This is a genomic window from Leifsonia poae, assembly GCF_027921845.1.
In the GTDB taxonomy this organism is placed as follows: domain Bacteria; phylum Actinomycetota; class Actinomycetes; order Actinomycetales; family Microbacteriaceae; genus Leifsonia; species Leifsonia poae.
The window spans coordinates 675,426-702,342 of the sequence record NZ_BSEN01000015.1 but is presented as its reverse complement, the minus strand read 5'-3'; the positions used below and the strand labels follow the sequence as shown (position 1 = coordinate 702,342).

General features: G+C 69.5%; 28 protein-coding genes and 1 tRNA gene. 14 read left to right on the top strand and 15 right to left on the bottom strand.

Annotation, left to right across the window (positions count from 1 at the left end):
- Positions 1 to 142 precede the first annotated feature (142 nt).
- Positions 143 to 1,069, top strand: coding sequence for an alpha/beta fold hydrolase (locus PKE84_RS18105; protein WP_271178638.1), 927 nt, complete (start codon positions 143 to 145; stop codon positions 1,067 to 1,069).
- Here PKE84_RS18105 and PKE84_RS18100 read toward each other — a convergent pair.
- Positions 1,066 to 2,043, bottom strand: a complete 978-nt coding sequence (locus tag PKE84_RS18100; RefSeq protein ID WP_271178637.1) for a prenyltransferase/squalene oxidase repeat-containing protein — start codon at positions 2,041 to 2,043, stop codon at positions 1,066 to 1,068. The genes PKE84_RS18105 and PKE84_RS18100 overlap by 4 nt on opposite strands.
- A gap of 167 nt (positions 2,044 to 2,210) precedes the next feature.
- On the opposite strand from PKE84_RS18100, the gene PKE84_RS18095 reads away from it, so the two are divergent.
- Both PKE84_RS18095 and PKE84_RS18090 read left to right on the top strand, forming a co-directional pair.
- Positions 2,211 to 2,522 (top strand): hypothetical protein, encoded by a 312-nt coding sequence (locus PKE84_RS18095; RefSeq protein ID WP_271178636.1) that lies wholly within the window; start codon positions 2,211 to 2,213, stop codon positions 2,520 to 2,522.
- On the top strand, positions 2,519 to 3,175 hold the full coding sequence (locus PKE84_RS18090; protein WP_271178635.1) for an alpha/beta hydrolase: 657 nt from the start codon (positions 2,519 to 2,521) through the stop codon (positions 3,173 to 3,175). Before PKE84_RS18095 ends, PKE84_RS18090 begins: the two co-directional genes overlap by 4 nt.
- A 19-nt stretch (positions 3,176 to 3,194) precedes the next feature.
- On the opposite strand, the gene PKE84_RS18085 is transcribed toward PKE84_RS18090, so the two are convergent.
- The 5 genes from PKE84_RS18085 to PKE84_RS18065 all read right to left on the bottom strand — a co-directional run bounded on the left by PKE84_RS18085 (position 3,195) and on the right by PKE84_RS18065 (position 8,278).
- On the bottom strand, positions 3,195 to 3,692 hold the full coding sequence (locus PKE84_RS18085) for a universal stress protein (protein WP_271178634.1): 498 nt from the start codon (positions 3,690 to 3,692) through the stop codon (positions 3,195 to 3,197).
- Between the two features lie 30 nt (positions 3,693 to 3,722).
- Positions 3,723 to 4,142: a VOC family protein gene (locus PKE84_RS18080; RefSeq protein ID WP_271178633.1), complete on the bottom strand. Its 420-nt coding sequence runs from the start codon at positions 4,140 to 4,142 to the stop codon at positions 3,723 to 3,725.
- A gap of 72 nt (positions 4,143 to 4,214) precedes the next feature.
- Positions 4,215 to 5,282, bottom strand: a complete 1,068-nt coding sequence (locus PKE84_RS18075) for a putative endonuclease domain-containing protein (RefSeq protein ID WP_271178632.1) — start codon at positions 5,280 to 5,282, stop codon at positions 4,215 to 4,217.
- Between the two features lie 76 nt (positions 5,283 to 5,358).
- Complete coding sequence (locus tag PKE84_RS18070; RefSeq protein ID WP_271178631.1) at positions 5,359 to 6,489, bottom strand: flavin-containing monooxygenase; 1,131 nt, start codon at positions 6,487 to 6,489, stop codon at positions 5,359 to 5,361.
- A gap of 130 nt (positions 6,490 to 6,619) precedes the next feature.
- Positions 6,620 to 8,278 carry a LuxR C-terminal-related transcriptional regulator gene (locus tag PKE84_RS18065; RefSeq protein WP_271178630.1) on the bottom strand — a complete coding sequence of 553 codons (1,659 nt, stop codon included), beginning with the start codon at positions 8,276 to 8,278 and terminating at the stop codon, positions 6,620 to 6,622.
- 225 nt (positions 8,279 to 8,503) lie between these two features.
- On the opposite strand from PKE84_RS18065, the gene PKE84_RS18060 reads away from it, so the two are divergent.
- Positions 8,504 to 9,829, top strand: coding sequence for an acyl-CoA thioesterase/bile acid-CoA:amino acid N-acyltransferase family protein (locus PKE84_RS18060; protein WP_271178629.1), 1,326 nt, complete (start codon positions 8,504 to 8,506; stop codon positions 9,827 to 9,829).
- A 28-nt stretch (positions 9,830 to 9,857) separates the two neighbouring features.
- Here PKE84_RS18060 and PKE84_RS18055 read toward each other — a convergent pair.
- Positions 9,858 to 9,933, bottom strand: a tRNA-Val gene (locus PKE84_RS18055).
- A gap of 55 nt (positions 9,934 to 9,988) precedes the next feature.
- Positions 9,989 to 10,462, bottom strand: coding sequence for a peroxiredoxin (locus PKE84_RS18050; RefSeq protein ID WP_271178628.1), 474 nt, complete (start codon positions 10,460 to 10,462; stop codon positions 9,989 to 9,991).
- A gap of 206 nt (positions 10,463 to 10,668) precedes the next feature.
- On the opposite strand from PKE84_RS18050, the gene aceE reads away from it, so the two are divergent.
- The 6 genes from aceE to PKE84_RS18020 all read left to right on the top strand — a co-directional run bounded on the left by aceE (position 10,669) and on the right by PKE84_RS18020 (position 18,336).
- Positions 10,669 to 13,395 (top strand): pyruvate dehydrogenase (acetyl-transferring), homodimeric type, encoded by a 2,727-nt coding sequence (gene aceE, locus PKE84_RS18045; RefSeq protein ID WP_271178627.1) that lies wholly within the window; start codon positions 10,669 to 10,671, stop codon positions 13,393 to 13,395.
- Positions 13,396 to 13,448: 53 nt separating this feature from the next.
- Complete coding sequence (locus PKE84_RS18040; RefSeq protein WP_271178942.1) at positions 13,449 to 14,648, top strand: PucR family transcriptional regulator; 1,200 nt, start codon at positions 13,449 to 13,451, stop codon at positions 14,646 to 14,648.
- A 108-nt stretch (positions 14,649 to 14,756) separates the two neighbouring features.
- Positions 14,757 to 15,677 (top strand): ACP S-malonyltransferase, encoded by a 921-nt coding sequence (locus PKE84_RS18035; RefSeq protein ID WP_271178626.1) that lies wholly within the window; start codon positions 14,757 to 14,759, stop codon positions 15,675 to 15,677.
- Between the two features lie 9 nt (positions 15,678 to 15,686).
- Positions 15,687 to 16,691: a beta-ketoacyl-ACP synthase III gene (locus PKE84_RS18030; RefSeq protein WP_271178625.1), complete on the top strand. Its 1,005-nt coding sequence runs from the start codon at positions 15,687 to 15,689 to the stop codon at positions 16,689 to 16,691.
- Between the two features lie 44 nt (positions 16,692 to 16,735).
- Positions 16,736 to 16,984, top strand: a complete 249-nt coding sequence (locus PKE84_RS18025; protein WP_271178624.1) for an acyl carrier protein — start codon at positions 16,736 to 16,738, stop codon at positions 16,982 to 16,984.
- A 116-nt stretch (positions 16,985 to 17,100) separates the two neighbouring features.
- The gene (locus PKE84_RS18020) at positions 17,101 to 18,336 is read left to right on the top strand and encodes a beta-ketoacyl-[acyl-carrier-protein] synthase family protein (RefSeq protein WP_271178623.1); all 1,236 of its coding nucleotides are present in this window, start codon (positions 17,101 to 17,103) and stop codon (positions 18,334 to 18,336) included.
- A gap of 148 nt (positions 18,337 to 18,484) precedes the next feature.
- On the opposite strand, the gene PKE84_RS18015 is transcribed toward PKE84_RS18020, so the two are convergent.
- The gene (locus PKE84_RS18015) at positions 18,485 to 18,988 is read right to left on the bottom strand and encodes a DUF3145 domain-containing protein (protein ID WP_271178622.1); all 504 of its coding nucleotides are present in this window, start codon (positions 18,986 to 18,988) and stop codon (positions 18,485 to 18,487) included.
- Positions 18,989 to 19,190: 202 nt separating this feature from the next.
- On the opposite strand from PKE84_RS18015, the gene PKE84_RS18010 reads away from it, so the two are divergent.
- Positions 19,191 to 19,751, top strand: a complete 561-nt coding sequence (locus tag PKE84_RS18010; protein ID WP_271178621.1) for a PadR family transcriptional regulator — start codon at positions 19,191 to 19,193, stop codon at positions 19,749 to 19,751.
- Between the two features lie 25 nt (positions 19,752 to 19,776).
- On the opposite strand, the gene PKE84_RS18005 is transcribed toward PKE84_RS18010, so the two are convergent.
- The gene (locus PKE84_RS18005) at positions 19,777 to 20,625 is read right to left on the bottom strand and encodes a DUF1684 domain-containing protein (RefSeq protein WP_271178620.1); all 849 of its coding nucleotides are present in this window, start codon (positions 20,623 to 20,625) and stop codon (positions 19,777 to 19,779) included.
- Positions 20,626 to 20,705: 80 nt separating this feature from the next.
- Complete coding sequence (locus tag PKE84_RS18000) at positions 20,706 to 22,382, bottom strand: bifunctional 3'-5' exonuclease/DNA polymerase (RefSeq protein WP_271178619.1); 1,677 nt, start codon at positions 22,380 to 22,382, stop codon at positions 20,706 to 20,708.
- A gap of 114 nt (positions 22,383 to 22,496) precedes the next feature.
- On the opposite strand from PKE84_RS18000, the gene PKE84_RS17995 reads away from it, so the two are divergent.
- Positions 22,497 to 22,850: a hypothetical protein gene (locus PKE84_RS17995; RefSeq protein ID WP_271178618.1), complete on the top strand. Its 354-nt coding sequence runs from the start codon at positions 22,497 to 22,499 to the stop codon at positions 22,848 to 22,850.
- Positions 22,851 to 22,917: 67 nt separating this feature from the next.
- Here PKE84_RS17995 and PKE84_RS17990 read toward each other — a convergent pair whose 3' ends face one another.
- Positions 22,918 to 23,376 (bottom strand): NUDIX hydrolase, encoded by a 459-nt coding sequence (locus PKE84_RS17990; protein ID WP_271178617.1) that lies wholly within the window; start codon positions 23,374 to 23,376, stop codon positions 22,918 to 22,920.
- A gap of 162 nt (positions 23,377 to 23,538) precedes the next feature.
- On the opposite strand from PKE84_RS17990, the gene PKE84_RS17985 reads away from it, so the two are divergent.
- The gene (locus PKE84_RS17985; protein WP_271178616.1) at positions 23,539 to 24,009 is read left to right on the top strand and encodes an NUDIX hydrolase; all 471 of its coding nucleotides are present in this window, start codon (positions 23,539 to 23,541) and stop codon (positions 24,007 to 24,009) included.
- A gap of 23 nt (positions 24,010 to 24,032) precedes the next feature.
- On the opposite strand, the gene PKE84_RS17980 is transcribed toward PKE84_RS17985, so the two are convergent.
- Positions 24,033 to 24,434, bottom strand: coding sequence for a hypothetical protein (locus PKE84_RS17980; protein WP_271178615.1), 402 nt, complete (start codon positions 24,432 to 24,434; stop codon positions 24,033 to 24,035).
- 233 nt (positions 24,435 to 24,667) lie between these two features.
- Here PKE84_RS17980 and PKE84_RS17975 point away from each other — a divergent pair, with 233 nt between their 5' ends.
- A complete protein-coding gene (locus PKE84_RS17975) occupies positions 24,668 to 24,964 on the top strand; it encodes a WXG100 family type VII secretion target (protein ID WP_271178614.1) in 297 nt (98 codons plus the stop codon).
- Positions 24,965 to 24,995: 31 nt separating this feature from the next.
- Here the strand turns inward: PKE84_RS17975 and PKE84_RS17970 are convergent, their stop codons facing one another.
- Positions 24,996 to 25,793: a class I SAM-dependent methyltransferase gene (locus PKE84_RS17970; RefSeq protein ID WP_271178613.1), complete on the bottom strand. Its 798-nt coding sequence runs from the start codon at positions 25,791 to 25,793 to the stop codon at positions 24,996 to 24,998.
- A gap of 13 nt (positions 25,794 to 25,806) precedes the next feature.
- A complete protein-coding gene (locus tag PKE84_RS17965) occupies positions 25,807 to 26,868 on the bottom strand; it encodes a hypothetical protein (RefSeq protein ID WP_271178612.1) in 1,062 nt (353 codons plus the stop codon).
- Positions 26,869 to 26,917 lie beyond the last annotated feature (49 nt).

Below are 26,917 nucleotides of genomic sequence, written 5' to 3'. Positions count from 1 at the left end.
TTGCCGCAAGCCCCCCACTCGGCTATAAATTGAAAGTGGAGAGGGAAGTGGATTCCCTCTCCTTTCGCATGTCCGGCGCCGATGGCTGAGATCATCCGGCGAGGGTGACGAGGAGCGGCGGCATCGGGCGCACACTGGGTGTGTGGCTCGGGTGACATCTCCACGAGGGTCGGGCGGATCGAGCGGATCCGGCGAACAGACACGCAAGCTTCCCCGACGGCCGGCATCGGCGCTGGCCGAGCGGTGGACGACGATCGACGGCATCGACGTCTTCTACCGCGAGTCCCCCGCGCCTCCGGATGCCCCCGTGATGATGCACGTCCACGGTTTCGGTCTCTCCGGCAGATACCTGCTCCCGACGGCCGAACTCCTGCGCGACGAGTTCCACACGCTCGTTCCCGACCTGCCGGGGTTCGGTCGCAGCGACAAGGTGGATGTTCCGCTCGACGTCCCCGACCTCGCGCACGCGGCGGCGCGTTTCCTCGACGATCGCGGGATCGACAAGGTCACGCTGGTCGGGAACTCGATGGGCTGCCCCGTGATCTGCGAGTTCGCCTATCACTACCCGGAGCGGCTGGAGCGCGCCATCCTCGTCTCGCCCGCCGGCGGCGTGCAGAACCAACCACTGCGCCGGGCGATCGGACAGCTCACCAGAGACGGAACGCGCGAGCCGCGCAGGATGGTCCGGGTCGCCACCCCCGACTACCTGCGTTTCGGCGTCCCCAGCACGGTCCGGATGTTCAGAGCGCTCACGCAGTATCCGTCGCTCGAACGGCTGCTCGCCTTGCGCATCCCGACGCTGGTGGTGATCGGCGACAGGGATCCGCTGATGCCGGGGCCGGCGCGGGTCAAGGAGATCGCGAGCCGCACCGACAACCACGTGCTGCTCGTCACGATCGAAGGGGCGGCGCACGCGATCAACTTCAGCCATCCCGGCGAACTCGCTCACGTCATCCGGTCGTTCATGGCCGACGAGCCGATCGTCGACGACCCGGACTCGCCCGGTCACGCGCGGGTGCGCGAGATCCATCGCGGCGTGTTCCACCCGCGGGCCAAGGGCAGCGCCTAGGCCGCGGCTCCGTCCCACCACCGCAGCACGCGGGTGCCGAAGAAGGTCAGCCACGGCGACGGGAGCCCCGGCGGCACATCGACGTCGAACCAGGATTGACCCGGATACCGGTGCTCCTGCAACCAGGTTCCGTCGGGTCGTCGCGCGGCGCGGACCACCTCGATGGCGTCGCCGAGCCGAGCATCCGGTGGCACGCCGTCGTGCAGAGCGGCCTCCCGGAAGTAGTCGGTCGCTTTGAGCACGCTGAACGGAGCGCGGAACGGGTACGCGAAGCGCGTCACCCACGGACCGACCGGTTCGTCTGTGCTCAGCCGTCGCATCAGCCGGCGTTCGAGGAGGTACTCCTCCCCCGCATGCCTCGCCGCGCGCAGTTCGTCGCTCCCGCCCGTCGCCTGCTCGGCGTACAGCAGCGCGAGGAGCACATTCAGCGTGGAATGGAACGAGGAGCGGGTCGAGCCCTCGACCCACTCGCAGTTCCAGCCGCCGTCGCTCATGCGATGTTCGAGGAACCACTGCGCGATCCCGCTCACGTCCGCGCCGAGCCACACGCCGCTCGCCAGCGTGTAGGCGTTGATGCAGCAGTCGACCTCGCCGCGCCAGTACGGGGAGCCGTCGTACTCCCACCGGCTGTTCGCGTCGAGCCGTTCCGCCGTGCCGGCGAGGGCAGCGGGGTCGAGCCCCCAGTCGCGCAAGGCGTTGAGACTCCAGGTGGTAGCGGTCCACGGTTGGCCGGCGCCCTCGGCGGCCTCCGGGCCGTCGAAGTCGAAGTCCTTCGGGAAGAACGCCCCTCCCGCCCACTGACCGTCCGGATCCTGAAGCGCGAGCAGGCGCGCCCCGAACCCCTCGGTTGCGATCCGGGAGCGTGTGGCCTCCCATTCGTCGCGGGGAGCGTCGATCAGATCGCGCTCGACCTGCCAGCGCAACGCCGGGTCGGTGTCGAGCAGCCAGTCGTGCAGAGCGGGGTCGAGAGCCATCGCCGGGCATAGTACTCCGCGGTGCAGTGTCATCGGTCATGCCATGACTATTGCCCCGCTCGGCGTTCTTGCGGTCCGGCGACGGGAGGCCGTCGTAGGCTGTGCCGGCGCCTGGGGTTGATGGGTTCGAATGACGGAGTGTGTGTGATGGGAAGGGAGTCGGAACGGTGAGCGACGACGAGACGCGCGCGCAAACAGGGCAGCCCGAGCAGGCCGAGCGGGCCGACCAGCCGGGTCGTCGGCGGATCTCTCGGCGGGCGCTCGTCATCGGCGGCGCGGCAGCGGCCGCGGTGGTCGTCGCCGGCGTCGGGGTACCCGTCGCGATCGAGAACCGCCTGCTCCCCGGTCGCTCCACCTTCAACCGGGTGTTCGGACTCGACGGCGCGGCAGGGACCATCCCGTCGGTGGAGCCGGGACCGATGACGTCGGGCACGTTCCGGTCGGCAGCCCGCCTCGGTGCCGAGTGCGGGTGGCGGTGAGCTACCCGCCTGGATCGAGGGCAGGTAACACGCTCCCGGTGCTCATCGTGCTGCACGGCTACTCGGGCGATCACCGGTCGTCGTTCGGATCTGGCCAAGGTCTCGACCGCTTTCTCGCCCAAGCGGTGCAGCGCGGTGCGGCCCCGTTCGCGGTCGCCGCGGTGGAAGGCGGCAACACCTACTGGCATCGCCGCGCGAGCGGAGAGGACGCCGGCGCGATGGTGACCGACGAGTTCGTGCCGCTCCTCGCCGCCCAGGGCCTGACGACGGACCGGATCGGGCTGATGGGATGGTCGATGGGCGGCTACGGAGCGCTGCGGCTGGCCGGACGACTCGGACCGTCGAGAGTGGCGGCCGTGGCCGCCGAGAGCCCGGCGCTCTGGCATCACGCAGGCGAGACGGCACGCGGCGCCTTCGACGACCCAGCCGACTTCGCGGCGAACACGGTGTTCGGGCGGCAGCGCGAGCTCGCCGGCATTCCGGTGCGGATCGACTGCGGTACCGGGGACGGCTTCTACGAGGCCGCCCGCGACTACGCGGACAGTCTCTCGCCGAATCCGGCGGGAGGGTTCACCGCCGGTGGCCACGACAGTGCGTATTGGCGCCGCGTCGCGCCGAGCCAGCTGGCGTTCATCGCCCAGCACTTCGCCTGAGTCCACGGCACAGGGGCCGTCACACAGGTGATCGACCGAGCTTCTCCGCGCCCCGTTCCTCGTGGGCGACCGGGACCACGACGACGGGTCGGGTCGTCGCGCGGCTCAGGTGCGCAGCGACCGAGCCGGACAGCCACGCCTCGACCACGTGCGCCGCGCCAGAGCCGTGCGTGCCGACCACGATCAGGCGGGCAGCCACCTCGTCGGCGGCGATCTTCAGCACGTGGCCCGGGTCGCCCGCGAGCACCCGCAGGGACCAACCGTGTTCGAGCGGCTCCATGCGGTTCAGGGTCTGCGCGATCGAAGCGGCGAGATCCAACGCGATCCTGTCATCCGCCGGTCCCAGATCGCCGGGATACAGGGACTCGGCGTTGCGCCGGTCCCCGCTCTCCCAGTCGGCGAGGTAGGTGTCGATCGCGACGTAGGCGCAGAGGAGCGGCCGGTGCAGCTCCTTCGCCAGCGTGGCCGCTTCGAGCACGACGGCGACCGACTGGCCGGGATAGACCCCGGCCAGCACCGGGGAGACGGACGCGTCGGTCAGAGCGGATCACCCCTGCGGTGTGCCTGCGATGTTGACCAGCCACTGGATGCCGAAGCGGTCGACCGCCATGCCGAAGCTGTCGCCCCAGGGCGCCTTCGAAAGCGGCTCGAGCACCGTGCCGCCGTCGATCAGCTTCTCCCAGTAGCCGGTGAGCTGAGCCTCGTCGTCGCCGCTCAGTGACACCGAGATGGCCGAACCCGGCGAGAACTCCATGTGCGCGGGAACATCCGCGGCCATCAGCGTGTAGCCGGCGTCGGTCTCCAGCTGCGAGTGCATGATCAGGTCGGCCTCGGCCGGATCGGTGCTGACGTTGAACTCGGCGAAGGTCGACGTCGTGAGTTCGCCACCGAAGACCGACTGATAGAAAGTCATCGCCTCCCGAGCGGAATTGCGGAAGTTCAGGTAGGGATTCAACCGTGAAACCATGATGCTCTCCTCCTCGTGAACGGATCTGGTCTCAGAGTACTCACGGCCGATCGCGCTGCACGAGTGCAGAATTCAGCGGCGATAGGCGCCGACGATGAGCTCGCCGCGGATCTCGCCCAGCCGGTCGACGATGCGGTCGACGAGCGCGTTCGTCACGCCGGAGGCGGTGAGATCGAAAGGCCCGATCGGGCGCAGCTTGCCGCACCGGATGCGCACCACCTCCCAGCCGACCCCGCGCAGCAGCCGGTCCTTGCGCTTATCCGTGTCCTCGCGGCGTCCGACGTGCTCGAGTCCGTCGCGCCCGGTGGTGTCGTACTCGATCGCGACACGGAGCTCGGGGATGATGATGTCGGGCCACACCTCGAGGTGGGAGAAGAACGGACGGGCGACGCGCACGGCGTTGTTCCCGAGGTCGACCTCGAGGCGCTCGCCGAGGCGGCGACGGAGCTCCGGCTCGGCCGCGGAGGCCGGCGCCGGCGCCCAGCGGCTCACGAACGCATCGCCGACCGGCACCGCATCGGCGCCGGCGCGAGCGTGTCGGCACACCGGGCAGCGGCGGCCGCCGAGGATCTTCTCGATCGTCGCCTCGTACGACGGATGCCCGTGCTCGCACTGCCAGGCGAAGCGGCCGCCGGTGTTCGTCGCCTGCGAGACCTCGACGCGCGACCGGGGCGCCGCCATGGTGACGAGCTGTTCGCGGGTCAGCGTCTCCCGGTCGAGGCGGCGGCAGAGATAGCAGCGGTCGTCATCCGGGTCGTTCTCGATCCAGCGTGGATCACGTGCGTGGCCGCAGACGTACGTGCCGGCATCCGGAGACGGGGTGACCACCCGGCGTGCGGTCGCCAGCGCGGTGCACTCGGGACACCACGTCGACCGACGGCGGGAGCCAGCCGGCCGCGCTCGCTGCTCCGCCGGTGTCGCGACGAAACGATGACCGGCGTCGCACTCCCAGACGAGATAGACGTCGGCGGCCGGTGGGATCTGGGTGAGCACCACCCCGTGATTGAGGTCCGGGTGGTACTGGCGGATCAGCACCGGATAGCGCTCCCACTCCGCGCGGTACTGGCCGATCACGTAGGGGGTGTCGAGCGCCTTGGTCCACTGCCGGCGCGCCCACCACTGCTCGACGCTCTCCGGCACGGCACCTCTCCGATCGAGCGGCCGCCCGCTGCGGTCGCGCTCGGGCCAGGCTACGCGCGACCACCGTCATCCGGTGTCAGGGGGCGGTGGTGCGCACGACGGCGAGAGCCTGCGCGGGCTCCCCCAGCGACGTGGATGCGACGAGGCCGGCGATCCGTGCCGCGTCGCGGCCGACGCCGTGCACCATCGCCGACGACATCGATGTGAGGAAGTGGAGTCCGACGAAGAAGAGGCCCGGCGCGCCCGGGACGACACCGCGGTCGTGCACCGGCTCCCCCGTCGCGTCGTCGAGCACGGGCAGCCGGATCCAGTCGAAGCCCGCGCTGAAGCCCGTGCACCAGACGACATCGGCGACGTCAAGCGGCTCACCATCCACCACGGGGCGCCCGTGGTCGACACCCGTCACGCGACCCGTGCGGCGCACCCCCAGGCGCGCGAGTTCACGCGACTTCACCCGGATCAGGGGCACCCCTTTGCTCATGATGCGCGGCCGGGCGCGACGGCCGATGGGTGTGTCGACGGACATGATGCGCGGGAACACCAACCGGTTGAGCACGTGCACGACGATGTGCCTGCTCACGAAGCTCGTCGCCGAGCCGGGAACCTCCCCCGTGCTTGGGCCGGCGACGACGACGGGATGCGTGGCGGCGAGGTCTTTGGCGATCTCGGCGCCGGAGTTGCCTGCCCCCACGAGCAGCACCGTTCCGGGGAGCAATTGCTCCGGGTTGCGGTACTCGGCGGCGTGCAGCTGCCGGATGCCCTGGCTCAGGTCGTCCGCGAACGCCGGAATCCGAGGCACCTGGTAGTTCGACATCGCGACGACCACGCAACGCGCCTGGAAGGACTCGTCGCCGGACACGACGAGGTACCCGTCGCCGTCGGGCGCGGCACGGAGCGCGTCGACGCGGTGCCCGCTCTCGACGGGCAGGTGGAAGCGCTCGGCGTACGACGCCAGGTAGTCGGCCATCTGGTCTTTGGTCGGCCAGGCGTCGGGCGGGCCGGGGAACGGCATCCCGTCGAGCCCGTCGTAGCGGGCGGGGGTGAACAGCCGGAGGCTGTCCCAGCGGGTGCGCCACGCATCGCCGATGCGCGGCGCCGCGTCGAGCACCAGATGCGGGATGCCCCGCTGCTGCAGCTGGTAGGAGACGGCGAGTCCGGCCTGGCCGCCGCCGATGACGAGGGTGTCGACGTGTTGGGTGCTGTTCATGTCTGAACCGTAGGCACGCACCTCCGGTCGACGCTTCGGCACAATGCTCCAGGCGTCGGCGGCAGGATGGGTATTCGTACCCAATCCCGTTGAGCGCTCCGTGTGCCCGAGCACACCCGCTGGCGTGGCGTCAGCCCGCGACCAGGCCGTGCTCGTAGGCATAGGCGGTCGCCGCGGCACGGGACGGCACGCCGAGCCGGGCCAGGATGTTGCTCATGTGACGGTCGACCGTGCGCCTGCTGAGTACGAGCTCGGTGGCGATCTCCTTGTTCGTCAAGCCGGTCGTCGCCAACCGCAGCACCTGCAACTCGCGGTCGCTGAGCGGGCCACGCGATGCGGTGTCCGCGTGGTCGCCGGTGCGCCGCTCGCGGCCGGGTGCGGCGCCGAGTGCGGCGAATACTGCCGCGGCCGCCTGCCGGTGCAGGTGAGCGCCCTCGTCGTCGCCGAGCCGATCGAATCCGTCGGCGAGCACCACGCGCACCCGGGCCGCCCGATACGGAGCGTCGAGTTCGAGCCAGGCCTCGAGCGCGGTCGACAGCGCCGCCACAGCGTGCGGGATGCGCCCGGCCTGCTCCGACGCCAGCAGCAGCCGGCCGCGGGCCTCCACCGCCAGCGCGCCCAGCACGGGTGTGTCGTAGGCGGCCGCGATCCGTTCGAGCTCATCCACGGCCTCGGTCGCGTCGCCTGCGTCGGTCCGGTCGCCGGTCGCGAGAGCGATCTCGACGAAGGCCGGGAGGAATCGGACGCGCCCCAGAGCGCTCGACGAGGTGCCGAGCGCACGACGGATGCCTCCCATCGCGTGCTCGAGGTCGTCATACTGCAGGTGCAGCAGCGCAAGTCCGGGTTGCGGGTCGGCGCCGAGCGCAGCGGCGGACTCGTAGAGCGACTGCGCTTCGGCTCGCTCACCGCGCAGCCGGTGGATCTCCGCCTCTTCGTACGTCGCAGCGGCACGTTCGCGTCTCTCGACCTTCATGCCCGATGTCACGAGTCCCGCCTCGGCCAGGGCGGCGGGCCAGTCGCCGCCGAACTCCAGCAGCTCCGCCCGGTGCACGCGGCACGTGCCGTTGAAGATGCCGAGCTGCGTCTGGGACCGGCACCAGTCGTCGAGCACGGCCGACCACTCCCTGGCGCGGTCGACGGCCAGGACACGTTGGCAGCATCCGATGACCGCGCAGTAGACGAGGCCGCGCCCGAGCTCGGACACGGGGCCGGTGGTGGCCACGAGCATCGCTTCGTCGAGCATCCGGATGCCCGCATCGACCTGACCCAGCTCGATCAGCGCGCGGCCGTCGAGTTGCCGGGCGAGGGCGGAGAGGTCGGCCTCGCCGAACCGGTCGCCGCATGCCGCCGCCTCGACCGCGAGGAGATGCGCGGCATCGGGCCGGCGCTTCAGCAGTTCGCGATGGATCTGCGGGATCTTCACGTAACCGCTCACCGCGCAGTCGCCCAGCCGGTCGGCGAGGTCGGAGGCGCGCCACAGCCATGCCTCCGCTCGCGGCCGCTCCCCCAGCGACGAGAGACGGAAGCCGATCCAGAAGGCGCAGTTCGCCGCGCGCCGTTCGTCGCCCTCGTCGAGGCATTGCACGTACCCGCGCTCCAAGAGCGCGAACGCCTCGTCGTCGCGGGCCGTCAGCGAGGCGCTCCGCGCGTAACGCTCGAGATCGCCGATACCGAGACGGCGTTCCTGGTCGGCGATGGCGAGAAGACCGAACGCGTCCTCCCACCGGCGTTCGGCGAAGGCTGTACGGCCGTCCGCCAGCGCATTGAGCACCGCTGCTGAGCCCGGCATATCTGCGATTATCCGCTGGTGACGACGGCCGCGGTAGGCCGCGACGGCACCTTTCGTGCCGGGCACCCCGGGGTCATACTGAGGACATCATCACGTGTCGGGAGAGCCGCACGCTGATCGTCAGTTCTGGTTCCCGGCAGGTGCGCTGAGGAGTGAGCTGCATGATCTCCGTCCGTGAGAACGTCCACCCGGTGTCGGGCGGCCCGTGAGGATGACGGCGAAGCCATGCGATGGCAGCGGCTCACCCAGCGGGCGGCGTTCCTCGTCGCCTGCGGCCTGATCGCTGCCGCCGCGCTCGCCGGATGCACGACGCGCGCGGGCACCGGCGCCGGCCCGCGCTTCGTCACGCCCCCGCTCATCCACTACACGACCATCCTGTGGCCGGTTCCCCTGGTGCTCACCGGGGTCGAGCCGGGAAGGCGCCTGCGCCTCTCGGCGTCGATGCGGTCGGAGTTCGGCCGCTGGCATTCGGCCGCGACGTACACGGTGCCGCCGTCGGGCACGGTCGACCTGGCCACCGCACGGCCGCAGCAGGCCGCCTTCACCGAAGCGGACTCCGCTGGGCTGTTCTGGTCGCTGCGCGGTCCGGCTGTCGATCCCTCGGAGCTGATGCCGCTCTGGATGCGTTCGACCGTGTCGGTGGTGCTGGAGGCCCGAGACGGAGGGCGCGTCGTGGCGAGCCGTGCGTTCTCGCTCGACGGGCCGGGCGCGAACGCCGACCCGATGACGGTCGGATCCCTCGACATCGAGCGGGCCGCCGCTGCTGCCGGCGAGGAGCATCCGCCGCAGCTCTCGATCGGAGGGGTGATCCCGGTCGGCGCGTACTTCCAGGCCCGCTCTGCGGAGCGACCGCAGGGGCCCGTCGTCATCGTGTTCGACGATCCGGCTGTTGGCGTCTCGTCCGACTACATCGCACCGCTGCTGACGCAGTTCGGCGCCGCGGTCTTCGTGCTCCCGGTGCGGCGCGCCTTCACCGGCGTGCAGACGGCCAACGTGATCGAGGCCACCACGGTGGCCGCCGTGCTGGACTGGCTCGACCGTCGGCCGGAGGTGGACTCGACCCGGATCTTCACCTACGGCACGTCGCAGTCGGCGCAGCTTGCGCTCTGGGCGGCGACCAGGTTCAACGATCGCATTGAGGGCGTGTTCGCCGCCGGTGGCGCCACGGCGCCATTGTGCATGCGCGGGGCGGCCGTGCCCCCGGTGTCCGAGAACGGCGAACGCACCCTGTGCCAGAGGAGCGCCTCGCGCATCGATCAGTCGCGGGTGTTCCCGCTGGCGGCCATCGATGGTCCAGCCGTGTTCGCCTGCGCCGGTCGCGACGAGGTCTTGCCGAACGCGTGCGCGTGGATGGATGCGGCTCTGCGCGCCCGCGGCGCTCGCGTCGGCGATCAGGTGATCCGCGCACCCCGGTCGGTGCACGCGATGACGGTGCCGCCGGGCCTCCCCATCGCACTGCCGGAGGGTGCGGCTGCTCAAGCCACGGAGAAGGCGCGGGTCGCGTTCTGGGATGCGGTCGGCAGTGTGCTGCTCCGGGCGAGCCAGCGGTGAAGCGCCGAAGCGGTGCGAGGTGGAGTAGTGGTGGGCCCTGCCGGGATCGAACCGACGACATCCACGGTGTAAACGTGGCGCTCTACCAGCTGAGCTAAAGGCCCTGATGCCGCGGAAGCGGCGAAAGACTGCCGAAGCGGTCCGTCCAGCTTACCGGGGTCAGCCGACGTGCGCGGGCAGCAGCTCCAGTGCGGCGCGGTACGCCTCGAGCGACCTGGCCTCGCCGGGAGCGGTGATGAACGACGCCCTGATGATGCCGGACTCGTCGATGACGAACGTCGCGCGGTTCGCGAAGCCCTTCTCCTGCAGGAACACGCCGTACTCCTTAGCGATCTGGCCGTGCGGCCAGAAATCGGCGAGCAGCGTGAAGTCGTAGCCCTCCTGCTCCGCCCACGCGCGCAGGGTGAACTTCGAGTCGACCGAGATGCCGATCAGCTCCACCGCGTGGTCCTTGAACAGAGCGAGGTTGTCGCGAAGTGCGCAGAGCTCCCCGGTGCAGGTTCCCGAGAACGCGAGCGGGAAGAAGACGAGCGCGACGGCGCGCTTTCCGCGGTAGTCGCTCAGCCGGATGCTCTCGCCGAACTGGTTGAGGAGCTCGAAGTCGGGTGCCTGGGTGTCGTTCTCCAGAGCCATGGTGTGTTCCTTTCAGCGCCGGGATGCTCGATCCTGATTCGGCGCACGAGGACACAGCTTAGACCTCCCGCGAGGCAAGACCAAGGTGGCTGTCAACACCTGCGTCTCAGTGAGGCTAGGCTTGCGGATGGTGCCTTCGCGGTTGTCGTAACCCGACAGCGTCCGGCGCCTCACACGATCTATCCGACACAAGAAAGAGGTCGAGGGTGACTGTAAACGACCAGGACCCGTACTCGGTGAATCACATCGATTCGGACCCGGAGGAGACCGCCGAATGGCAGGAATCCCTCGACGCACTGGTTGCGGCCCATGGACACGAGCGCGCTCGTGAAATCATGCTGAGCCTGCTCAAGCGCTCCAAAGAACTGCACCTCGGTGTTCCGATGGTCCCGACGACGGACTACATCAACACCATCTCGCCCGAGAACGAGCCGGAGTTCCCCGGCGACGAGGACATCGAGCGCCGGTACCGCGCCTGGATCCGCTGGAACGCGGCCATCCTGGTGCACCGTGCTCAGCGCCCCGGCATCGCTGTCGGCGGCCACATCTCGACCTACGCGTCGAGCGCAGCGCTGTACGAGGTCGGCTTCAACCACTTCTTCCGCGGCCAGGACCACCCGGGCGGCGGAGACCAGATCTTCATCCAGGGCCACGCCTCCCCCGGCACCTACGCCCGCGCCTTCCTCGAGGGTCGCCTCAGTGCAGACCAGCTCGACGGGTTCCGCCAGGAGAAGTCGCACGCGGGCGGCGGTCTCTCGTCGTACCCGCACCCGCGCCTCATGCCGGAGTTCTGGCAGTTCCCGACCGTGTCGATGGGTCTCGGCCCGATCAACGCGATCTACCAGGCGCAGCTCAACCAGTACCTCACCAACCGCGGCATCAAAGACGCGAGCGACCAGCACGTCTGGGCCTTCCTCGGCGACGGCGAGATGGACGAGGTCGAGAGCCGCGGTCAGCTGCAGGTGGCGGCGAACGAGAAGCTCGACAACCTCACGTTCGTCATCAACGCCAACCTCCAGCGCCTCGACGGCCCGGTGCGCGGCAACGGCAAGATCATCCAGGAGCTGGAGAGCTACTTCCGCGGCGCCGGCTGGAACGTCATCAAGGTCATCTGGGGCCGCGAGTGGGACGACCTGCTCGCCCGCGACGCCGACGGCGCGCTCGTCAACCTGATGAACCAGACGCCGGACGGCGACTACCAGACCTACAAGACGGAGAACGGCGCCTACGTGCGCGAGAACTTCTTCGGTCGCGACCCGCGCACCCTGGAGCTCGTCAAGGACTACTCCGACGACCAGGTCTGGAACCTCAAGCGCGGCGGTCACGACTACCGCAAGGTCTACGCCGCGTTCAAGGCCGCTGTCGAGCACAAGGGCCAGCCCACCGTCATCATCGCCAAGACCATCAAGGGCTACGGCCTGGGTCCGAGCTTCGAGGGCCGCAACGCGACCCACCAGATGAAGAAGATGACGCTAGACAACCTCAAGACCTTCCGCGACGCGATGCGCATCCCGGTATCGGATGCTCAGCTCGAGGAGAACCCGTACCTCCCGCCGTACTACAACCCGGGTCCGGACGACGAGGCCATCCAGTACCTGCACGACCGGCGTCGCGCCCTCGGCGGTTACGTGCCGGAGCGCCGCACCAAGTACACGCAGCTGAACCTGCCTGACGACTCGGCCTACGCCATCGCCAAGAAGGGCTCGGGCACGCAGGAGATCGCCACCACCATGGCGTTCGTCCGGCTGCTCAAGGACCTGCTGCGCTCGAAGGACTTCGGTCACCGCATCGTGCCGATCATCCCGGATGAGGCGCGCACGTTCGGCATGGACGCGTTCTTCCCGAACGCCAAGATCTACAACCCGAACGGCCAGCACTACACGTCGGTCGACCGCGAGCTGCTCCTGGCCTACAAGGAGAGCCCGCAGGGCCAGATCATCCACGTCGGCATCAACGAGGCGGGAGCGCTCGCTGCGTTCACCAACGTCGCCACGTCGTACGCCACGCAGGGCGAGCCGCTCATCCCTGTGTACGTCTTCTACTCGATGTTCGGCTTCCAGCGCACCGGTGACGCCATCTGGGCCGCCGGGGACCAGATGGCCCGCGGCTTCATGATCGGCGCGACCGCAGGCCGCACCACGCTCACGGGCGAGGGACTGCAGCACGCTGACGGGCACTCCCTCGTGCTGTCGGCGACGAATCCGGCCGTCGTCTCGTACGACCCGGCCTACGGCTATGAGATCGGGCACATCGTGCGCAACGGTCTCGAGCGGATGTACGGCGAGTCGCACCCGAACCCGAACGTCATGTACTACCTGACGGTCTACAACGAGCCGATCGTGCAGCCGGCCGAGCCGGAGGGCGTCGACGTCGACGGGATCGTCCGCGGCATCTACAAGCTCCGCGGGAACGACGTCGTCGGACCGAAGGCGCAGCTGCTCGCGTCGGGTGTCTCCGTGCCGTGGGCGCTCGAGGCGCAGCACCTGCTCGCGCAGGACTGGGGTGTCTCGGCCGATGTCTGGTCGGTGACCTCGTGGTCCGAGCTGCGTCGCGACGGCCTCGCGGCCGAGGAGCACAACTTCCTCTACCCGCAGCAGGACACGCAGGTGCCGTACGTCACCCGCAAGCTGGAGGGCGCAGAAGGCCCGTTCGTCGCCGTGACGGACTACATGCACGCGGTGCCCGACCAGATCCGTCAGTTCGTGCCCGGCGAGTTCGCGACGCTCGGCGCCGACGGCTTCGGCTTCTCGGACACTCGCGCCGCTGCGCGCCGGTTCTTCAAGATCGACGGCCCTTCGATGGTCGTCCGCACCCTCGAACTGCTCGCCGCTCGCGGCCAGGTCGACGCGGATGCCCCCGCCCGGGCGATCGAGAAGTACCTGCTGCACGACGTGAACGCGGGCACCACCGGAACCGCCGGCGGCGAGAGCTGACGCGCGAACGCACCACCGTGCCGAAGACACCTGTGCCGAAGAAGCCGGCGGAGATGACGAAAGCGGAGACGCTCACCTGGCTGCGCAAGATCTCGGGTGAGCTGGCCACCGCTACGCTCAAGCGACTCGAAGACACCCTGCCGTGGTACCGCGACATGCCCCCTGGGCGGCGGTCCGCGGTGGGGTTGGTCGCCCAGGCCGGCATCTCGTCGTTCATCTCGTGGTTCGACGACCCGCGGTCGACGCCGTGGATCGCCGCCGACGTGTTCGGCGCTGCACCCCGCGAGCTCCTGCGCTCGGTGAGCCTGCAGCAGACGCTGCAGCTCATCAAGGTGACGGTGGAGGTCGTGGAGGACCGCGTCAAGCACGGCAGCGAGCCGTTGCGCGAGGCGATCCTGCTCTACTCGCGGGAGATCGCCTTCGGTGCCGCGGACGTCTACGCCCGCGCCGCGGAGGCCAGGGGCCTCTGGGACGCGCGCCTCGAAGCGCTCGTGGTCGACAGCATCCTGACCGGCGAGTACGACGACGAGCTGCCCAGCCGCATCGCGGCGCTCGGATGGCACGGTCACGGCGAGGTCAGCGTGCTGGTCGGAACGGCGCCCAAGATGCTCGACGTCGACCAGCTGCGCCGCACGGCGCGGCACATGTCGGCGGATGTGCTGATCGGGGTGCAGGGCAGCCGGCTCGTGCTCGTGATCGGCCGGGCATGGCCGAGCAACGCCACGCCGGAGGAACAGTACGGCGAGACCGTCGGCGCCTCCCCCATCGTGAGCTTCCTCGAGATCGCCACCCAGCTGGAGCCGGGCTTCGGCGCCGGCCACCTGGTGCTCGGGCACGAGGTGCCGAGCCTGGTCGACGCGTCCAAGAGCGCGAAGGCGGCGCTGGCCGGCTTCGCCGTGGCGAAGGCCTGGCGCAACTGCCCGCGCCCGGTGCACGCCGACGATCTGCTCCCCGAGCGGGCGCTGGCCGGTGACGGCCTCGCCAGGGCGACACTGATCAACCGCATCTACCGCCCGTTGCAGGCGCACTCGACCGAGCTGCTCACCACCCTGTGGTGCTACCTCGACAACGGCCGCTCCCTCGAGGCGACCGCCAGGGAGCTGTTCGTCCACCCGAACACCGTGCGGTACCGTCTCAAGCGCGTCTCGGAAGTGATCGGCTGGGACGCCACCGGCGCCCGCGAGGCGCTCATCCTGCAGGCGGCGCTGATCGTCGGCTCCATCAACGAGCCGGATGCGCCACGCCGCCCCTGACGCCGTCTCCCAGCGGACATCGGTTAGTAGACATCCGCACAAGCATTCCGGAATACTTCGTACCCGTTCGACACATCCGCTCAGCGGAGGATTGGCAGACTAGAACTCGTGATTGTCATCGTGTGCCCTGGGCAGGGCTCCCAGACCCCCGGATTCCTCGACCCCTGGCTCACGGAGTCGTCGTTCCGCGACCAGCTGGGCGCCATCTCGGACTCCGTCGGCATCGACCTCATCGCCCACGGAACCACCAGTGACGCCGACACCATCAAGGACACCGCCGTCGCGCAGCCCCTGATCGTCTCGGCCGGGCTCCTCACCCTGTCCGCTCTGTTCGCCGACGGCCGCCGCGACCGCGTCGGCGGCATCGCCGGGCACTCGGTCGGCGAGCTGACCGCCGCCGCCGGCGCCGGCATCCTGAGCGAGAACGACGCCGTCGCGTTCGTGCGCGAACGGGGTGCGGCCATGGCACGCGCTGCCGCCGAGACCCCGACCGGGATGAGCGCCGTCAACGGCGCCGACGAGACGGAACTGCTCGCGAAGCTCGACGAGTACGGGCTCTCCCCCGCCAACTACAACGGCGGCGGCCAGATCGTGGTCGCAGGCTCACTCGAGGGGCTCGCGAAGTTGAGCGAGAACCCGCCGGCGCGCGCCCGGGTGATCCCGCTTCAGGTCGCCGGTGCCTTCCACACCCGCTACATGGAGCCCGCCGTCGCGCACCTCCGGGAGTTCGCCTCGACGCTCGCCACTTCCGACCCGACGCTGCCGATCTGGACGAACAACGACGGTTCGCGCGTCACCAGCGGTGCCGCTTTCGTCGACCTGCTGGTCGGTCAGGTCTCCTCGCCGGTGCGCTGGGACCTCTGCATGGAATCGTTCCAGGCGGCCGGCGTCACGGGGATCATCGAGGTCGCCCCGGCCGGCGCCCTCGTCGGTCTCGCGAAGCGCGGCCTGAAGGGTGTACCGTCCGTCGCGATCAAGACGCCGGACGACCTGCCCGCCGCATTCGACCTCATCGACCAGGCCGCCTAAGGAGACGCGTTGACCCACCCCACCCTGCAGCAGGCCCACGGGCCCCAGTACACGCGCATCCTGTCCGTCGGTGCCGCCCGCGGCGACGTGGTCGTGCCGAACGACGACCTCATCGGCCCGATCAACTCGTCCGACGAGTGGATCCGGCAGCGCACCGGCATCATCACCCGCACCCGTGCGAGCCACGACGTGCTGGCGGTCGACCTGGCCACCGACGCATCCCGTGAAGCCATCGCGAAGTCCGGGGTCGACCCCGCGCTGATCGACGCCGTCATCGTCGCCACCATCAGCAACTCCCGCCAGACGCCCTCGCTCGCCGCCGTGCTCGCGGACCGCGTCGGGGCCAACCCGGCGGCCGCCTACGACATGAACGCGGCCTGCGCCGGCTACACCTACGGCATCGCCCAGGCCGACGCGCTCATCCGCACGGGCGTCGCGCACTACGTGCTCGTCGTCGGCGCCGAGAAGCTCTCCGACGTCGTCGACCCCACCGACCGCAGCATCTCGTTCCTCCTGGGCGACGGTGCAGGCGCGGTCGTAGTGGGGCCGAGCGAGTACCCCGGCATCTCCAAGACCATCTGGGGGTCCGACGGCTCCAAGGCCGACGCGGTCGGCATGAACGGAACGCTCGTCGACTTCCGCGACGGTGCGGCCGAATGGCCGACGCTCCGGCAGGAGGGCCAGACGGTCTTCCGCTGGGCGGTCTGGGAGATGGCCAAGGTCGCGAAGCAGGCCCTGGATGCGGCGGGTGTCACGAGCGACCAGCTCGCAGCGTTCATCCCGCACCAGGCGAACATGCGCATCGTCGACGAGTTCGCGAAGCAGCTCAAGCTTCCCGACACCGTCGCGATCGCCCGTGACATCGAGACCACCGGAAACACGTCCGCGGCGTCCATCCCGCTCGCCACGCACCGCCTGCTCGAGGAGAATCCCGAGCTCAGCGGCGGCCTCGCGCTCCAGATCGGCTTCGGCGCCGGGCTGGTGTTCGGCGCGCAGGTCGTCGTGCTGCCCTAAACTAAACAACGGTCAAACGACACCCCCCTCAAGGAGATAACACCATGGCATTGTCCACCGAAGAAGTTCTTGCCGGCCTGGCCGAGCTCATCAACGACGAGACCGGCATCGCGACCGACACGGTTGAGCTGGACAAGTCGTTCACCGACGACCTCGACATCGACTCCATCTCGATGATGACCATTGTGGTCAACGCCGAGGACAAGTTCGACGTGAAGATCCCTGACGAAGAGGTCAAGAACCTCAAGACCGTCGGTGACGCCGTCGAGTTCATCGTCAAGGCACAGGCCTAGTACCGCACGAAGAACTTCCATCGCGGTCGCGGCCGGTCCGGCGCCGCCGGATCGGCCCGCCCGTGATCGAGAGCGCCATCGGCGTCTCGAGTTTCTCACCAACGGAGAGTGTTGCAATGACCAAGAAGATCGTCGTCACCGGCATCGGCGCCTCCTCGCCGCTCGGTGGCACCGTCCCGGAGACCTGGGACGCCCTCCTCGCCGGCGTGTCCGGTGCCCGCACCCTCGAGCACGACTGGGTAGCGGAGTACGCCCTGCCCGTCACCTTCGCCGCTGAGGCCAAGGTGCGTCCGGAGGAAGTGCTGGAACGGCCCGTCGCCAAGCGCCTCGACCCGTCCAGCCAGTTCGCACTCATCTCCGCAATGGAGGCGTGGGCCGACGCGGGTTCCCCCGACGTCGCTCCCGAACGGCTCGGCGTCGACTACGCCACCGGCATCGGCGGACTGTGGACACTCCTCGACGCCTGGGACACGCTGCGTGAGCGCGGGCCGCGCCGCGTGATGCCGCTGACCGTGCCGATGCTGATGCCGAACGCCGCTTCTGCTGCGGTCTCGATGCACTTCGAGGCGCGCGCCTTCGCGCACACCGTCGCCTCCGCGTGCGCGTCCAGCACCGAGTCGCTGGTCAACGCCTACAACAACCTTCAGGCCGGACTGGCCGACGTGATCATCGCCGGCGGAACCGAGTCGGCGATCCATCCGATCACTATGGCGTCCTTCGCGTCGATGCAGGCGCTGTCGAAGCGGAACGACGACCCTGGCTCCGCATCGCGGCCGTACAGCGTCGACCGTGACGGGTTCGTCATGGGCGAGGGCGCGGCGAGCCTCGTGCTCGAGACCGAAGAGCACGCGCTCGCCCGCGGCGCGAAGATCTACGCCGAGATCGTCGGCGGCGGCGTCACCGCCGATTCGTACCACATCACGGCGAACGACCCTCAGGGCCGTGGAGCCATCCGCGCGGTCAACCTGGCGCTCGCCCAGGCGGGGGCGACGGCCGACGAGGTCACGCACATCAACGCTCACGCGACGAGCACACCGGTGGGAGACCCCGCCGAGTACACGGCTCTCCGGGAGGTGTTCGGCGAGCGGATCGCCGAGATCCCCGTCTCCGCGACCAAGGCGTCGACCGGTCACCTCCTCGGTGGCACGGGTGCCCTGGAGGCCGTGTTCACGATCCTCGCGCTGCGCGACCGGGTCGCGCCGCCGACGATCAACATCACCGAGCTCGACCCCGCGATCCCGCTCAGCGTCTCTGGCACCGCTCAGCCGCTCGGCAGCGGCCCGCAGCTCGCGATCAGCAACTCGTTCGGCTTCGGCGGCCACAACGCCGTCGTCGCGATCCGTTCCGTCTGACCCCGAGCGCGCGCCGACATCAGCGCTCGCGCGCAAAAAGAGAAGAGACCCCGACCGGGAAGCCACCGGTCGGGGTCTTTTCGTTTTCACCGCGTGCGGGCGGCAGCGCGTGATGCCTGGGCCGGCCCGCCGCGGGAGTCGTTGTTCGTCAGCCGACCTTGTGCAGCCAGACCACGGAGGTCGTGTCGCTGGCGTGCCGGAACACCTCGAGCTCGTCGTCCCAGGCCTGCCCGAGGGCGAGCCGCAGCTCACGGTGGAGCTCGATCGCGTTGGCGCCGGCGATCTCCATCGCGTACCGCACGCGGTCCTCGGGGATGACCATGTTGCCGGCGGTGTCGGTCTGGGCGAAGAAGATTCCGAGGTCGGGCGTGTGCATCCAGCGGCCGCCGTCGGTTCCGAGTCCGGCGTCCTCCGTCACCTCGAAGCGCAGGTGCTCCCAGCCGCGCAGAGCAGACGCGATCGCGGCACCCGTGCCCTGGGGTCCATCCCAGTAGAACTCGGTGCGCTGGGCGCCCTTGAGCACCGGTTGCGCCTCCCATGTGAAATTCACGGCGCGACCGATCGCGCGACCCGCCGCCCACTCGATGTGGGGGCAGAGCGCGCCAGGTGAGGAGTGCACGTAGAGCACTCCTCTAGCTGCGTGTGCCGCCATGGTTTTCCTCCGTTCGGTTCGATACGTCTTCCCCAACGATCGATCGACGGAACCAGGCTGTGCGTACGCACGGGCACGATATGAAATTGGCAGCCACGAGGCTGATGTCTTGAATTATGCCGCACAACCCGGCGAAGTTACAAGATTGTGATTCGGCGGTTCGGTGCCGGGGTCGTGCGGCAAAAGGAATAGCATACCGAGTATGTCCGTTCAGAACGGTTTTCTCGCTCTCCTCACCCTTGGGCCGGCGTACGGTTCGCAATTGCAGGGCGAGTTCCTCGCCCGCGCCGTGCACCGTCGTCAGCTGAACGCCGGGCAGGTCTACTCCACCCTCGACCGGATGATCGATCAGGGTCTCGTGGAGCCGGCGGGCGCCACCGACGACGGGCTGCCGCTCTATGCCCTCACTGCGCAGGGTGAGGAACAGGCGCGCGCGTGGCTCACGACCGGCCCGAAGGATTCCCGCCCCGACTGGGACGAGATGCAGGACCAGGTGTTGGTGGCCGTCTCGCTCGCCGATGCCGATCCCGACGGTGTGCTCCGTGACTATCGAGCAGCGTTCGTGGAGAAGATCCGCGAGCTCGCCCACGACGCCGACTCGAGCGCCGAGCTGGCGGCGAACCGCGCGGCGGAACTCGGCGCCAAGGCTGCGATCGAGTGGATCGACGAGGTCATCGCGACCCTCGCCGCGCATCCGGAGATCTTTCTGCAGGAGCGGTCGTCCGACCGCCCCCGACGCGGACGCAAACCCGCCGCGTCCTGACCCGACGGCGTCCTGACCCGACGGGTCAGTGCAGCAGCTCGCCCGCCTTGTTCAGCACGTTCTTCTCGCCCGCCTCGATCGGAACCGAGAACCGGTTCTGCGCCGGAGGCAGCGGGCAGTTGAAGTTGTAGCTGAAGGCGCACGGCGGCAGAACCGCGAGGTTGAAGTCGAGCGTCACCGTCCCGTCGGGATTGGGCGCCACGAACAGGAAACGGCCGACCGAGTAGGTGGAGTCGCCGTTCGTGCTGTCGGAGAAGACGAGCTGCAGCGCCCGGCCCGCCTTGAAGGCGGCGAGGTTGTAGTCGACGCCGTCTTTGCTGAAGGTGATCTCGCCAGGGACGACCATGTCGCGGGTCTTCCCCTCGTCTTTCAGGTGCTCGAAGCCGACCGTCTTGCCGCCCTCGATCGGCGTGAAGGCTGCCTGCACGATCCACTCGGGGTTGAAGTCGAACGCATCGATCGAGCCGAAGTCCTGGATCGCCTCCGAATTCGAGTCCCAGACGCGCAATGCGTAGTCGCCCTCTTCGCTGGCGATCACGAATCCGGTGACGGTGTCACTGAAGACGACCTCGCTGGGGTTCGCGTCGTCCTTGCCCCGCACGATGGCGTCTCCGTCGACCAGCGTGCCGTCGACCACGATGTCGTCGGCCGGCGTCGCCGTGACCTTGAGCCCGGACTGGCCGGCCGGCAGCGGCGACCAGAGGCCGGGGATGCCCCAGATCGGCTGCCCGGGAGCGGCCGGGTCGCCCGTGATCCACTGCGTGTTGACGAGCGCGAGGTTGCCCTTCGGCGCCGTGACGGCCTGCGCGCGGCGCTGGCGGTAGCGGGCCAGGATGTCGCGCGGATCAGTGGGGGCGGTGGCGGTGTCGGTCATGGTCTCCATCCTCGGTCAGGTGGTGTGCAACAACCAACTCCGACACAGGTTTATGCCGCGAAGCGTGCGTGCGCATCGATCTATTTCGCTTCGGCGTAGTTGTCGACGATCGCCGCGGTGACGGGGAACTCCACCGGGAAGTCGCCGAACAGCAATCGGCCGGCCTGGGCCGCTGCTGCTGTGACCGCGTCCGCTGCGCGATCGGCGAGGCCCTCCGGGGTGTGCACGATCACCTCGTCGTGCAAGAAGTAGACCAGGTGCGGGCCCTCCTCGAGCCGGCGTTCCGGCGCCATCGACGTCAGCTGCTTGCGCAGTTCGGCCATCCAGCACAGCGCCCACTCCGCTGCGCTCGCCTGCACCACGAAGTTCCTGGTGAAGCGGCCCCAGTCGCGTGCCTGGCTGCGCGCGCGTCGCTCCTCCGCATCGGTCGAGTCGGCGCCCGAGGCGGCCGACTGCGCGGCCAGCCACGCCGATCCCGGTCGCGGCGAACTCCGCCCCAGTCTCGATGTGACCACCTCGCCGCGCTCCCCCGCCCGGGCGGCGTCTTCGACGAGCCGGATGGCGCGTGGGAACGCCCGCGTGAGACGGGGCATGAGCCGACCGCTCTCCCCCGTCGTCGCCCCGTACATCGCGCCGAGCATCGCGACCTTCGCGTGCGCACGCTCGTCGACCGCGCCGGACGCGACGATGCCCTCGTAGAGGTCTTTCCCGCGGCCGGCTGCCGCCATGGCCGTATCGGCCGAGAGCCCGGTGAGGATGCGCGGCTCCAACTGCGCCGCATCGGCCACCACGAGCTTCCATCCGGGATCCGCGACCACCGCCCCTCGCACCTGGCGCGGGAGCTGCAGCGCTCCGCCCCCTTTGGTCGCCCACCGCCCCGTCACGACGCCACCCGGCAGGTAGTCCGGCCGGAAGCGACCGTCGCGGATCCAGGCGTCGAGCCAGGTCCAGCCGTTCGCCGTCAGCAGCCGGGAGAGCTTCTTGTAGCGCAGCAGCGGCTCGATCACCGGATGCTCCAGCTTGCGCAGTTCCCACGAGCGCGTCGACGTGACGATGAGACCGGTGCGCTGAAGCGCGCGCAGCAGCTCGGGTGGGCTGTCAGGATTCAGCGCGGGTGCGTCGAGGGTCGCTCGGATCTCGGAGGTCAGTTGTTCGAGCACGGCGGGACGGCCCCCGGTAAGCGGGCGCGGGCCCAGGAGCCCAGTGAGCAGCAGATCGTGACGCTCGGTGCTGTATGGGAGGCCCGCGTGACGCATCTCCGCGGCGATGAGCGCTCCCGCCGACTCCGCGGCGAGCAGCAGCCGGAGACGGCCCGGGCTCTGACTGCCGTCGATCGCCTCCTTCTGGGCGGCGAACTCCTGCAGCGGTGAGCGCGGCTCCGGACGGTCATCCGGTTGGTCGAGGTCGAAGAGGGTGGCATGCTCGACCGCCTCATCGGCGACGTCCGGCCGCACATCCCAGGCGTCGGCCGGACGGCGCGCGAGGGCGGACGAGGCGCTGAGCGTCGAATACCGCAGGATGGTGTGGCTGAGCTGCAGGTCGACGCAGCGCTCGATCCGGATGCCCGCCGCGAGCAGCGACGGATACCAGGCGCGTGTGTCGCTCCAGACCCAGCGCGGCGTCTCGCGCTCGGCGTCGCGCACGTACGCGGGCAGCTCGGCGAGGTCGACGGTCCGCTCCCCCCGCATCGCTCCGTCGTCATCGATGCGCACGGCCAGGACGGCGCCGGAACGCGACCAGTCGAGAACGATGTGCACCCTTCCATTCTCGGTGCTGCCGGCGACATTCATGGGTGCGTCCCCGTTGCACGCGACCGCAAACATGAGGATAATTCAGTCAACGACGAAGCCCAACCCGAGAGGCGATCGACGATGACCGTTTATCTGCACGACAGCCAGGGCACCTGGATCGCGTTCCGCACCGAGCCGAACGGGCGTTTCCTGTTCAACCCGGATGGTACGTGGATCGGCTGGTTCCCGTGGGGCGACGACGAGGTCGTCTCACAGGACGGCGTGTACCTGGGCACGGTCGTCGGCGATCGCCTCCTCGTTCGCGACGCGCCGCCGTACCGCGGCACTCCGAGCTATCCCGGCGCGCCCGACTACCCCGGGCACGCCAGCTATCCGGGAGCCGCGCCGTTCCTGAGCCTCCCGGTCGGCTACACGGATGTCCCCGGATCCGCCCTCTGGCCCGCCCAGCGCTGGGGAAGCAGCATCGCCTCCTGAGCCGTACGGGCTCTGTCGTGCCGGCTCTGTCGTGCCGGCTCTGCCGTGCCGGCTCCGCCGTGCGCCGTCAGTCGTCGAGGCCCACGAGTCGCGCGCGGAGCTCGGGCCACGATTGCGCGAATCCCGGATGCAGGGGCAACTCGGTCACCGACCCCACCGGCACCCAGCGAAGTTCGATGCTCTCGACGTCCGCCATGCGCGGCTCGAACGGCCGCACGGCCTCGGCGACGACCGTGGTGTACGACCAGTACCCGAGGTCGAGCACGCTCGTGAAGAGCACGTTCACGGCATCGGCGGGAACGTCCGCCTCCTCGTGCGCTTCGCGCAGCGCTCCGTCGACGGCGGACTCGTCCGCGTGGCGTGCGCCGCCGGGCAGCCCCCAGGTGCCGCCGAAATGGCTCCAGTCCGCGCGGTGCTGCAACAGGATGCCGCGCAGGCGATCATGCACGAGGAGCCCGGCCGCGCCGAACCGTCCCCAGAATCGTTCGCCGTTCGGGCCCTCGACCCACGCATCGCCGGAGTTCACGCTTCCACGTTAGTCGTCCGCGTGTCACGGGACGCTGCCGGGCAGCGCTCGTGACGTCGTGCGACACGCGAGCTCCCATCCGCGAAGAACGAGTCCGTCTCGCTCTGCGGTGCGGTCGTAAGGTGAGGTCATGATCGCTCGGACAACCAGGACGGTATCGTGATGGCGGCCGTGCGCAGCGCGGGCATCCTGCTGTATCGGCGCTCCCCCGCGCTGGAGGTGTGGATCGCGCACATGGGCGGGCCGTTCTGGTCCGGCAAGGATGAGGCCGCCTGGTCGATCCCGAAGGGAATCGTCGAGACGGCGGACGTCGACGGCGAGCTGGCTGCGGCCATCCGGGAGTTCACGGAGGAGGTGGGCACGGCGCCGCCGGACGTTGCGTACGAGCCGTTCGGCGAGTTCCGGCAATCGTCGGGCAAGGTCGTCGTCGTGTTCGCGGCCGAGACCGACTTCGCTCCCGGGACGATCGTGAGCAACACCTTTCCGCTCGAGTGGCCCCCGAGGTCGGGCACGATGCAGGAGTTCCCGGAGATCGACGACGCGCGCTGGGTCGACATCGACGAGGCGCGGGTGAAGCTCGTGAAGGGCCAGCGCGCGATCCTCGATGCCCTGGAGGGGCGGGTCGGCGGATGAGCGCCAGACCGTGAGCGCCTGCGTCAGCTGCGGAAGAAGTCTCCCGCGCGGCCGCTCCACAGCATGATGATCACGATCAGGGAGATTGCCGCGCTGATGGCGGCGCTCGGCAACTGCGCGGGGAACACGGCGGCCGCGTAGATGACGGACGCGATGCTCAGCAGCTGCACGACGGTGACGATCGCCCGGGCGGTGCGGCTGCCTCGGAGCAGCCCTCGTGCGATGGCGAAGATGATGAGGGCCAGCGCGATCAGCACGATACCGGTGACGATCACCCCCGTCGAGCCGCCCAGCTGAGCGCGCAGCTCCGCGTCGTTCTGCAGCACCAGCAGGGCGATCCCGCCGAGCAGGTCGAAGAACGCCTGAAGCCAGACGAGCACGGCGATGAAGGTCACGCGGCCTGGTCGGCCGTTCGCTGCGGTCATGGGATCCTCTCGTCGGAGCGAGCCTAGCGCCGGTGCCGCCACCGGTGCGGGTGCTGGTACGCCGTGTGGGCGACCCCGCGTGTCCGCGCGTGTCAGGGCTCGCGTCGGACCGGGTCGAAGTGATACACCGAGATATGCCTCGACGCCCCGAGCGTGTCGTCAATAGGCTTCGTCAGGTAACAACAGATCCGGGGGCGGGGGTCGCCCTCGACGATTCATGTGGGGGAACCAGGATGGCAAACATCAACGTCTCGTATCAGGAGCTGAACGGCAACGCGGATCGGCTCATCGCCGGCCGGGACGAGATCAATTCGACGCTCGCGAAGCTGCAGTCGCAGATCTCCGCGCTCACGGCGGCCGGGTTCACGACCGACAAGTCGTCGGGGGCCTTCGCCGACGCCTACACCCGGTTCACCTCGGGGGCGCAGAACACCATCGGCGGTCTGAACGACCTCTCGCAGTTTCTCCGCACCACCGCGCAGACGCTCCAGGACGTGGACGCGCAGCTGGCTGCTCGCATCGGGCGCTGAGCCACGACGCGGGCGGCGTCCACCGCATTACTCAGTCGGGCACGGAGGCGCGCACCGCCCAGGCGCGCGCATGCATCCGGATGGAACCGTCCGGCTCGGTGGACACCCGCTCGCGCAGCGCGTCGCGGAGCCGCTCGCGATCGCGGTCGGTCAGCGACATCGCATACGTCGGAGCGGAGCCCTGTCCGCCGAGAAACGGCGTCCAATAGTCGTCGAAGCTCGAGAACGTCGTCGGGATCTCGACCCCGTTCGTCTCCGCTGCGACCAGGCCCGCCTCCGTGAAGACACGCGCGAGAGCGTGCGGCTCGCACAGCGGGAAGCGTGCTCCCTCATCCGGCGCCGTCGGGTCGAGCCCCACCGCGGCGTCCCAGAACGCGCGCATCAGCTCCATGCCTCCCGCGTAGTCCCAGACGTATGCGGCGACCGTTCCGCCGGGGCGTGTCACCCGCGCCATCTCCGTCACGGCTCGCGCGGGGTCCGGGACGAAGTTCAGCACGAGCCCGGAGACGACCACATCCGCCGTGTCGTCGTCGAACGGGATCGCCTCCGCGCTCCCCTGCCGCAGGTCAGCGCGTGTCCCCAGCCGGGCTCTGGCCGTGTCGAGGAATCCTGCGGACGGCTCCACCCCGCCGACCCACGACGGCTCGCATCCGACGACGATCGCCTCGGTCAGAGCGCCCGTGCCGCATCCGATGTCGAGCCAGCGTTCCCCGGGTGGAGCGTCGAGCCAGCGCAGGAAGGCCGGAGCGACCGCTCTGCTCCAGCGCCCCACGTACCGTTCGTACGCGTCTCCCTGCTCCCAGTTGCCGGTGAGGTGGTCAGCGGACATGGTGCTCCCTCGGTCAATCGCAGGCAGGTGGGGCGGAGCCGTCGCCCGGCGTGGCCGAATCGAGGGCAAGGATCGCGAGGATCACGCGGCGGGTCGGCTCGTCGCGCCCGAGCACGGCGTAGACCGGACCGAGCGCGTGCCAGAGCCCGGCGAGGTCGCGCAGGTCCGCGGTCACGAAGTGGGTCCCGGCCGAGCATCCGGCCCGGATCGCCCGTTGCTCGAGGGTCCGCAGAGCGCCCGTGCGCCCGCGAGCGTCCGCGGCGGCGTCGTCGAGCCACGCCCGTTGCTGCATCGACAGCAGCGAGAGAACGCCCGGATGCGCGATCAGCGCCGTCATCCGCGGCCACAGCGCCATGTTCTGCGTGATGTACGGGCGGGCGAGCACATGATCGTGGTTCTGGTCGACGATCGAGCTCGCGTAGCCCAGCAGGGTGCGATTCGCGAACGCGGTGTCGCGTTCGGGAGGGCTCAGCTGCACCGACCGTGCACCGAACGCGGTGACCGCCGCCGCCTCGACGGAGGACCCGTACGACGAGAACGTGGACCTCTGCCAATCGCTCAGTGCGCGGAGCGGCCCCGATGTCTCCGTCGCGACCGGCCGGCGCAGAAAGCCGGGCTCGAGCGCCAGCCCGACGACCCCGAGGCGCCGCACGTCTGTCAAGACGGTGGTGGACAGGGCGCTGTCCACCACCGCCTGCTGGAGTCGGTAGCTGTCGACGAGCATCGGTGCGGTCAGCGCACGCGCCGTCGGAACGCCGAGACGTTCGAACGCTCGCGTTGGTACCCAGCCGAGGTCGTACGCGTGGCGAGCAACGCCCCGGATCAGGCGCGTCTCGGCATCCTGTCCGTCGCCGCAGCAGTCGCGGACGATCCGGATGGCGAGTTGCCCGTGCGACAGCGCGAACACACTGCGCGCGAACCAGTCCGCCAAGGGATCGCCGGTGGTGTCCTGCTCGGTGAAGCCCATCGTGAGCGACCGTGGACTCTCCGCGACGCCGCCGCGCGCCGAGCACCCGGAGACGACGAGGGCGACCGAGATCGCCGCAGCACCGAGCAGACTCCATCGCGTGCGCATCCGCGCCTCCTGAACCGACAGGTTTCGAGACGAAACGTGCGATCGAGCG

Excerpts from the sequence above, each read along its gene's own strand:
- PKE84_RS18100 (WP_271178637.1), bottom strand. The coding sequence starts at position 2,043 with ATGGCTCTCGACCCCGCTCTGCACGACTGGCTGCTCGACACCGACCCG.
- PKE84_RS18080 (WP_271178633.1), bottom strand. The coding sequence starts at position 4,142 with ATGGTTTCACGGTTGAATCCCTACCTGAACTTCCGCAATTCCGCTCGG.
- PKE84_RS18070 (WP_271178631.1), bottom strand. The coding sequence starts at position 6,489 with ATGAACAGCACCCAACACGTCGACACCCTCGTCATCGGCGGCGGCCAG.
- PKE84_RS18065 (WP_271178630.1), bottom strand. The coding sequence starts at position 8,278 with ATGCCGGGCTCAGCAGCGGTGCTCAATGCGCTGGCGGACGGCCGTACA.
- PKE84_RS18060 (WP_271178629.1), top strand. The coding sequence starts at position 8,504 with ATGCGATGGCAGCGGCTCACCCAGCGGGCGGCGTTCCTCGTCGCCTGC.
- PKE84_RS18050 (WP_271178628.1), bottom strand. The coding sequence starts at position 10,462 with ATGGCTCTGGAGAACGACACCCAGGCACCCGACTTCGAGCTCCTCAAC.
- PKE84_RS18040 (WP_271178942.1), top strand. The coding sequence starts at position 13,449 with ATGACGAAAGCGGAGACGCTCACCTGGCTGCGCAAGATCTCGGGTGAG.
- PKE84_RS18025 (WP_271178624.1), top strand. The coding sequence starts at position 16,736 with ATGGCATTGTCCACCGAAGAAGTTCTTGCCGGCCTGGCCGAGCTCATC.
- PKE84_RS18020 (WP_271178623.1), top strand. The coding sequence starts at position 17,101 with ATGACCAAGAAGATCGTCGTCACCGGCATCGGCGCCTCCTCGCCGCTC.
- PKE84_RS18015 (WP_271178622.1), bottom strand. The coding sequence starts at position 18,988 with ATGGCGGCACACGCAGCTAGAGGAGTGCTCTACGTGCACTCCTCACCT.
- PKE84_RS18010 (WP_271178621.1), top strand. The coding sequence starts at position 19,191 with ATGTCCGTTCAGAACGGTTTTCTCGCTCTCCTCACCCTTGGGCCGGCG.
- PKE84_RS18005 (WP_271178620.1), bottom strand. The coding sequence starts at position 20,625 with ATGACCGACACCGCCACCGCCCCCACTGATCCGCGCGACATCCTGGCC.
- PKE84_RS17995 (WP_271178618.1), top strand. The coding sequence starts at position 22,497 with ATGACCGTTTATCTGCACGACAGCCAGGGCACCTGGATCGCGTTCCGC.
- PKE84_RS17985 (WP_271178616.1), top strand. The coding sequence starts at position 23,539 with ATGGCGGCCGTGCGCAGCGCGGGCATCCTGCTGTATCGGCGCTCCCCC.
- PKE84_RS17980 (WP_271178615.1), bottom strand. The coding sequence starts at position 24,434 with ATGACCGCAGCGAACGGCCGACCAGGCCGCGTGACCTTCATCGCCGTG.
- PKE84_RS17975 (WP_271178614.1), top strand. The coding sequence starts at position 24,668 with ATGGCAAACATCAACGTCTCGTATCAGGAGCTGAACGGCAACGCGGAT.
- PKE84_RS17970 (WP_271178613.1), bottom strand. The coding sequence starts at position 25,793 with ATGTCCGCTGACCACCTCACCGGCAACTGGGAGCAGGGAGACGCGTAC.
- PKE84_RS17965 (WP_271178612.1), bottom strand. The coding sequence starts at position 26,868 with ATGCGCACGCGATGGAGTCTGCTCGGTGCTGCGGCGATCTCGGTCGCC.